Genomic DNA, 6,076 nt, shown 5'->3' on the forward strand with positions numbered 1-6,076 from the left:
AATGTGCTAATGTGCAAACGTTCAGAACAGGGATAAAAAAGATGAAAAAAGTAATTCTACTTGGCGTGGCACTGATGTTGGCCGCATGCGAAGACGCGCCTCAGAGTGATCCGCCCGAAACTGGTGCTGCACCGGCTCCAACCAATGACAATCTTCTGCTGGTGCGTGGGTATCGATCGGAAGACGACTGGTGTCAACTGACAGGGGAGACAGCCTATACCGGCAACTTCCTCGATCATACAGCTGATCTGGTTTCATGCCCCACAGGCAGCAGTGCCGAGCAATCTTTAGTTGAAATGTATGATGCTGAATTGATGGGCCAAACCGGCGGTTATTCCGTCTATTCCATTCCGCGCGGGTGACGCCGATTTATCTGCTCTAGCCCCTTGAACGGGAAAAGACATTTCCCAAATTGAATGTGAGGCCCAGACCGACGCGTGCCGCCAAGCGGGCGCGTCAAAACGGGGCGCTTAAGAAAAGGAGAATGCTATGGACTTGAACAAGTTCACCGAGCGGGCACGGGGATTCGTGCAAGCGGCGCAGACCATTGCGCTGCGTGAGGGGCACCAAAGGCTGGAACCCACACATATTCTGAAAGCATTGATGGATGACGATCAGGGGCTGGCGAGCAACCTGATCACACGCGCTGGCGGCGCACCGAACCGTGTGGTTGAGGCGTTGGACGCTGCAATAGGCAAGATCCCAAAGGTCAGCGGCGACGCGAGCCAGATTTATATGGATGGCCAGACTGCCAAGGTTTTGGACGAGGCAGAGAAGATCGCCACCAAGGCGGGCGACAGCTTTGTGCCGGTCGAACGCGTTTTGATGGCGCTGTGTATGGTGAAATCCAAAGCCAAAGAGGCTTTGGAGGCCGGTGCAGTATCGGCCCAGAAACTGAATGAGGCGATCAACGACATCCGCAAGGGGCGCACCGCTGACACCGCCTCAGCGGAAGAGGGCTATGACGCGCTTAAGAAATACGCGCGCGACCTGACCGAAGCGGCCGCTGAAGGCAAGATCGACCCGATCATTGGGCGGGACGAGGAAATCCGCCGCTCGATGCAGGTTCTGTCGCGCCGAACCAAGAACAACCCAGTTCTGATCGGGGAGCCCGGCGTCGGTAAAACCGCGATTGCCGAGGGTATGGCCCTGCGCATCGTCAACGGCGACGTCCCTGAATCGCTGAAGGACAAAAAGCTGCTTGCGCTCGACATGGGGGCGCTGATCGCTGGTGCGAAGTACCGTGGAGAGTTCGAAGAACGCCTCAAGGCCGTTCTAACCGAGGTCACCGAGGCCGCTGGTGAGATTATCCTGTTCATCGACGAGATGCACACGCTGGTTGGTGCCGGTAAATCCGACGGCGCAATGGATGCCGCCAACCTGATCAAGCCTGCGCTTGCCCGGGGCGAGCTGCATTGTATCGGCGCGACCACTTTGGATGAGTATCGCAAATATGTGGAGAAAGATGCAGCCCTTGCCCGCCGGTTCCAGCCCGTTGTTGTAGCAGAACCCACGGTCGAGGACACGATCAGCATCCTGCGCGGCATCAAGGAAAAGTACGAGTTGCACCATGGTGTGCGCATTTCCGACTCGGCGCTAGTGTCGGCGGCGACGCTCTCGCATCGCTATATCACCGACCGCTTCCTGCCCGACAAAGCCATCGACCTTGTCGATGAGGCGGCGTCGCGTCTGCGGATGGAGGTGGATTCCAAGCCCGAAGAACTCGATCAGTTGGATCGCCAGATTCTGCAGATGCAGATCGAGGAAGAGGCGCTGAAGCTTGAGGATGATGCGGCATCAAAAGATCGTCTGGAAACCTTGCAAAAGGATCTGGCCGACCTGCAGGAGCAATCCGCCGAGATGACCGCCCAATGGCAAGCTGAACGTGACAAGCTGGCTGGCGCGCGCGATCTGAAAGAACAGCTCGACAAAGCGCGTGCTGATCTGGAGATCGCCAAGCGTGAAGGCAACCTCGCCAAAGCGGGTGAGCTGTCTTACGGCGTCATCCCCGAGCTCGAAAAAAAGTTGACCGAGGCCGAAAATGCCGAAAGCAACGCCATGATGGCCGAAGAAACGGTCCGTCCGGAACAGATCGCCTCGGTGGTCGAACGCTGGACCGGTATCCCGACCTCGAAAATGCTGGAAGGTGAGCGCGAGAAGCTGCTGCGGATGGAATACGATCTGCACTCCCGCGTCATCGGTCAGGATGCGGCGGTCACCGCCGTCGCCAACGCCGTGCGCCGTGCGCGTGCGGGCCTGAATGACGAAGGTCGCCCGTTGGGCTCGTTCCTGTTCCTCGGGCCCACCGGCGTGGGTAAAACCGAACTGACCAAAGCCGTGGCGAACTTCCTGTTCGACGACGACAACGCGATGGTGCGCATCGACATGTCCGAGTTCATGGAAAAACACGCGGTCGCCCGTCTGATCGGAGCCCCTCCGGGCTATGTCGGCTATGACGAAGGCGGTGTGCTGACCGAAGCCGTGCGGCGCAGGCCATATCAGGTCGTGCTGTTTGACGAGGTCGAAAAGGCGCACCCGGATGTGTTCAACGTGCTGCTACAGGTTCTGGATGATGGCGTGTTGACCGATGGACAGGGCCGCACTGTGGACTTCAAACAGACGCTGATCATCCTGACGTCGAACCTTGGGTCTCAGGCGCTCAGCCAGTTGCCCGAAGGTGCGGACAGCGCTCAGGCGCGGCGCGATGTGATGGATGCGGTCCGAGCGCATTTCCGGCCGGAATTCCTGAACCGTCTGGACGAAACCATCATTTTTGACCGGCTCAAGCGGGCCGATATGGATGGCATCGTCGATATCCAGATGGCGCGCCTGCAGAAACGTCTGGCCGCCCGTAAGATCGAGTTGGCACTGGACGATGGCGCGAAGGAATGGCTGGCCAATGAAGGCTATGATCCGGTCTTCGGTGCCCGCCCATTGAAACGCGTGATCCAACGCGCCCTACAGAACCCGTTGGCCGAGGCTTTGCTGGCTGGTGAGATCAAGGATGGTGAGACCGTTCCAGTTACAGCCGGAACCGAGGGTTTAATCATCGGAGACCGGCTGGGCACATCGGAACGCCCACGCCCCGATGATGCGGTCGTGCATTAAAACCCCGATAATGAAGAGACCCGCCATTCAGGCGGGTCTTTTTTGTTGGTAGCTAGTATAGGGGTTAAGAGCGTTCAGGCCTGTCCGGCCAAATCCTGCGCCAGCATCATTGCATTGCCGTCCGGGTCATAGAATGTAGCGGTGCTGACCATCCCCTCAATCGTCTCGGTTTCGCCGTCAAACCGAACTCCGGCCCCTTCCAAAGCACCGCGTGCGCTTGCGATATCAGCCACTCCAAAGACCGGGACTGTGTTTCCGGGCGCGGGTTCTGCCTGCTCGCCTAAGCCAAGGGTCACGCCCTCGGTCTTGGTGAGCATCTCGCTCCATCCGGCCTCGTCGATGTGATGGATCAATTCAAACCCGAGCTTTTCATTATACCAGCGTGCGCTGGCGTGGCGGTCTTTGACCGAAATGGCAAGAGTGATGGTGTTTTCTAAGGAAACGAGGGGCATGGAACTTTCCTTTTGTCCTAAAATGAAGTAACTATACTTTATGGACATTAAGACACTTGTCAAGCTTACCTCTCGGGCCTGGTCGCTGAATATTCTTGCGCAGTTGAATAGTGGGGTTCCGGGCAGGCAGGCCCCATTACTCGCCGCGACCGGGGCAAGCCGGACGGCATTTGCAGCAAGTCTGGAGCATCTGGTCAGCCTTGGCTTGCTTGAACGGAACCCGGGCCACGGCCACCCTTTGCGACCTGAATTCCGTTTGACCAAAGGCGGGGTGCAGGCGGCGGCTGTAGCGGTAGAAATCATGGCTTTGGTGCCTGATAATACCGAATTGAAGCTACTGCGCCGCAGCTGGACGGTTCCTATACTGGCGTTGACCCGCCAACCTCGGCGCTTTTCTGGGCTTAGGTCGGATCTTCAGGTGGTCACGGACCGTGCATTGTCATCCTCGCTCAAGCAATTGGAGGCGCAGGACTGGGTTCGACGCGATATCGAAACTTCGGCCCGGCTGCCTTATCCGACCTATCAGGCGGTCAATCTGGGCTGCGAAATAAACCGTGTTGTCGGCTTGAATATAGGGTGACTGTTATTCCCGCGCAAAAGCATGCGCGGTTTTCGTTACAATCTGTTCGCTCAATCGTGACGCCTGTTTCCTTGGCTCTGTGCTATCAGACCTTACCTCAGTTCCGAGGTTAATGAATGACGGAGAACCCAATGGCGCATCGCTGGACCAACAAACTGACGCATTCAGACGTCACCCCAAGGGCGGCGTTCCTGAACCGGCGGCAGGTCATGGCCGGTTTGGCGGGTGTCGGGCTGGCGGGCCTTGCACGCCCCGCAGCGGCCGAGGCGCTTGAGCCGAATACCTGGGAAGAGATCACTTCGTACAACAACTATTACGAATTCGGGACCCGCAAGGATGACCCGGCGAAATATGCGCACACGCTGGTGACCGAACCCTGGAGTGTCACCATCGACGGCTTGGTCGACCGCCCCGGAGAATATGATTTCAATGACATCATGTCTGAAATGACGGTCGAGGAGCGAATCTATCGTTTCCGCTGCGTCGAGGCATGGTCGATGGTGATCCCGTGGAACGGGTTCGAACTGGCAGATTTGCTCGGCATGGCTGGTGTTCAGGATGGCGCGAAATACGTGGCCTTTGAAACGGCCTATCGTCCGGATGAGATGCCCGGTGTCGCATATCCGGTGCTCGATTGGCCGTATCGCGAAGGGTTGCGTTTGGATGAAGCGATGCACCCGCTGACCATTATGGCAACTGGGATCTATGGCAGGGATATCCCGAACCAGAACGGTGCGCCTTTACGATTGGTTGTGCCATGGAAATACGGTTTCAAATCGATCAAATCGATTGTGCGGCTTACGCTGACGGATACGCAGCCTCCGACAAGTTGGAACATGGCGGGCCCGCGTGAGTATGGTTTCTACAGCAATGTGAACCCCAATGTGGATCATCCGCGCTGGTCGCAGGCTTCGGAACGTCAAATCGGCGGAGGTCTGTTTGCCAAGCGAATCCCGACGCTGATGTTCAACGGATATGAAGATGAGGTCGCCAGTCTTTACGAAGGCATGGATCTGGCGAAGAACTACTGAGATGATGCAGCGGCTCAACGATCTCTTGCGACGGATTCCCATTTGGGCCGTTTATCTTCTGGGCGCGCTGCCAGCGCCTTGGTTATTTTATCAGGGCGTGACCGGTGGTCTCGGAGTCGAGCCGATCGAGGCGCTCGAGCATGAGTTTGGCGAATTGGCGCTGCAGCTTCTGATTCTAAGTCTCGCGATTTCGCCCTTGCGTCGCTTCGCTGGCCTAAATCTGATGAAGTTCCGCCGCGCGATAGGTGTACTGACATTTTCCTATGTCGCGTTGCACCTGTTGATCTGGCTGGTTCTGGATGTTCAGATTCCCAGCCAAATCTGGGCGGACATTATCAAGCGGCCCTATATCACGGTTGGCATGGCTGCCTTTGTGTTGTTGCTGCCGCTTGCAATCACATCCAACAATTGGTCGGTTCGCCGTTTGGGGCCTCGGTGGCGCAAACTGCATCGTCTGGTCTATCCGGCAGCGCTTCTGGGTGCGCTTCATTATGTGATGCTGGCAAAGGGGTTTCAGATCGAGCCATTGGTCTATCTGGCTATTATCCTAGGCCTTCTGGTCCTGCGCCTGCCGATCACAACATTCCTGATCCGGTTTAGACAGGCCGATTCAGCCTGACTCGCGGGCGAGTCTGTGGGTAACCGTGTGAATAACATATCTATGGCGCTGTTTTGCGATGGTCGGCGTTCGCGACTTCCGGGTAGAGTGAGTAGGCGGTTTCTCTATCCAATTGTTTTTTATGGTTAAAACATGAAATTTGCGTTTTTTTGCGTTTTTTTGATTTTTCCACTTGCGGCTTCTGGGCGATATACTTAGAACGCCCTTCACCGGCGCTGCTGAGGTGGTTGCTGGGACGCTGGGAACGGCGGAGACGAGCCGGAGAGACGGTTGAGACGCATCGGAG

Annotated in this window: 7 protein-coding genes; 5 read left to right on the forward strand and 2 right to left on the reverse strand. The window is 57.0% G+C overall.

Features of this window, described 5'->3' with window-relative positions; genetic code table 11:
• The first annotated feature begins 41 nt into the window (after positions 1 to 41).
• Together ACR0KN_RS21625 and clpB are read left to right on the forward strand one after the other, a co-directional pair.
• A complete protein-coding gene (locus ACR0KN_RS21625; RefSeq protein ID WP_010441155.1) occupies positions 42 to 362 on the forward strand; it encodes a hypothetical protein in 321 nt (106 codons plus the stop codon).
• Positions 363 to 489: 127 nt separating this feature from the next.
• Positions 490 to 3,108, forward strand: coding sequence for an ATP-dependent chaperone ClpB (gene clpB / locus ACR0KN_RS21630; RefSeq protein WP_480656491.1), 2,619 nt, complete (start codon positions 490 to 492; stop codon positions 3,106 to 3,108).
• 74 nt (positions 3,109 to 3,182) lie between these two features.
• Here the strand turns inward: clpB and ACR0KN_RS21635 are convergent, their stop codons facing one another.
• On the reverse strand, positions 3,183 to 3,560 hold the full coding sequence (locus ACR0KN_RS21635; protein ID WP_480656493.1) for a VOC family protein: 378 nt from the start codon (positions 3,558 to 3,560) through the stop codon (positions 3,183 to 3,185).
• A 40-nt stretch (positions 3,561 to 3,600) separates the two neighbouring features.
• Between ACR0KN_RS21635 and ACR0KN_RS21640 the strand changes: the two genes are divergently transcribed.
• The 3 genes from ACR0KN_RS21640 to msrQ all read left to right on the forward strand — a co-directional run bounded on the left by ACR0KN_RS21640 (position 3,601) and on the right by msrQ (position 5,790).
• Positions 3,601 to 4,140, forward strand: coding sequence for a winged helix-turn-helix transcriptional regulator (locus ACR0KN_RS21640; protein WP_480656495.1), 540 nt, complete (start codon positions 3,601 to 3,603; stop codon positions 4,138 to 4,140).
• A 131-nt stretch (positions 4,141 to 4,271) separates the two neighbouring features.
• The gene (msrP, locus tag ACR0KN_RS21645; RefSeq protein WP_480656503.1) at positions 4,272 to 5,171 is read left to right on the forward strand and encodes a protein-methionine-sulfoxide reductase catalytic subunit MsrP; all 900 of its coding nucleotides are present in this window, start codon (positions 4,272 to 4,274) and stop codon (positions 5,169 to 5,171) included.
• A gap of 4 nt (positions 5,172 to 5,175) precedes the next feature.
• Positions 5,176 to 5,790 (forward strand): protein-methionine-sulfoxide reductase heme-binding subunit MsrQ, encoded by a 615-nt coding sequence (gene msrQ, locus ACR0KN_RS21650; RefSeq protein WP_480656505.1) that lies wholly within the window; start codon positions 5,176 to 5,178, stop codon positions 5,788 to 5,790.
• A 40-nt stretch (positions 5,791 to 5,830) separates the two neighbouring features.
• Here msrQ and ACR0KN_RS21655 read toward each other — a convergent pair.
• On the reverse strand, positions 5,831 to 6,076 hold a 246-nt coding region (locus ACR0KN_RS21655), incomplete at its 5' end, for a hypothetical protein (protein ID WP_480656497.1).

It is taken from the genome of Ruegeria sp. AP7 (assembly GCF_056539905.1).